Source organism: Streptomyces sp. NPDC087845, assembly GCF_044742755.1.
Classification (GTDB): domain Bacteria; phylum Actinomycetota; class Actinomycetes; order Streptomycetales; family Streptomycetaceae; genus Streptomyces.
This window is the reverse complement of record NZ_JBIUVC010000058.1, coordinates 1-1074: the sequence shown is the minus strand read 5'-3', so window position 1 is coordinate 1074 and position 1074 is coordinate 1. Positions and strand designations below refer to the sequence as shown.

Below are 1074 nucleotides of genomic sequence, written 5' to 3'. Positions count from 1 at the left end.
CAACAGCCGACACAGGCGCCGGATCGGCGAGCCGGCCGCGCGGGCGACCAGGCACCCGACACAGCTTGCAGATCATTTACGGGACAGCCCTTAGGACCACGATTCCCAGTCAAGTCTTTCTGTTCAGGAGCAGGAGGACTGTTGAAGGGTTTCGCAGGATTGGTCATGCCCCTGGTGCGCGACAGCGAGCGGATCGGGCCGTCTATTCCGTGGCGGATCACTGCGCCACCTGCGAGCATCCGCGCATGCTGACTTTCGACGTGCCCGACGGGACCCGCCTCGCCTACCACCGGAAGGGCTCCAGGGGCGATCGACCGCTTGTCTGCGTTCCGGGCGGTCCGATGATGCGCTCCGCCTACTTCGGCGACCTTGGTGGGCTGGCCGCGCAGCGAGAGCTGGTGCTGCTGGACCTGCGCGGCACGGGGGACTCGGCCAAGCCCGCCGACCTCGCGGGCTTCCGGGTGGACCGGCAGGCCGAGGACATCGAGGCGCTTCGTGTCGCCCTCGGCCTGGAGCAGTTGGATCTTCTTGGCCATTCGGCCGCTGGTGACCTCGTGCTGGCCTACGCGGCTCGCTACCCGGAGCGGGTGCGCTCGCTCGTACTGGTCTGCGCGCGTGCGCGCACTGCCGGGATCGACTTCCCTGTCGAGCGGCGGCGCGAGGCACTGGAACTGCGCCGTGACGAGCCTTGGCACGAAGAGGTCCGGCCGGCCTTCGAGCGGGCGGTGTCCGGGGAGGCGAGCGACGCGGACTTCGCGCTGCTCGACCGCCTTTCCTACGGCCGCTGGGACGCCGCGGCGCAGACGCATGCCGCCGCGTGCGAGGAGTGGTTCGACGAGAAGGCAGCGGGTGCCTACCTGGCTCCGGGTGCCTTCGACGGTGCGGACGCCGCCCGCGCGGTACTGGCTGAGCTGGACGCGCCCGTCCTGGTGATATCTGGTGCGCTGGATGGCTCTCCTCGTCCGGACTCCGCCGCCGAATTTTGATCACGAGTGCCGGGCGATGAGGTACCGCCCCGGCGGACGACGGCCCGTGCACGCCTGCCGGCTTCCTGATGCATGCTCACCGCCCTTT

1 protein-coding gene is annotated in these 1074 nt (G+C 69.5%); it reads left to right on the top strand.

Annotated elements, in window-relative coordinates; genetic code table 11:
- Positions 1-245 precede the first annotated feature (245 nt).
- On the top strand, positions 246-986 hold the full coding sequence (locus tag ACIOMQ_RS41445; RefSeq protein ID WP_402192915.1) for an alpha/beta hydrolase: 741 nt from the start codon (positions 246-248) through the stop codon (positions 984-986).
- Positions 987-1074 lie beyond the last annotated feature (88 nt).

Coding starts and splice junctions, on each gene's coding strand:
- ACIOMQ_RS41445 (WP_402192915.1), top strand. CDS start 246: ATGCTGACTTTCGACGTGCCCGACGGGACCCGCCTCGCCTACCACCGG.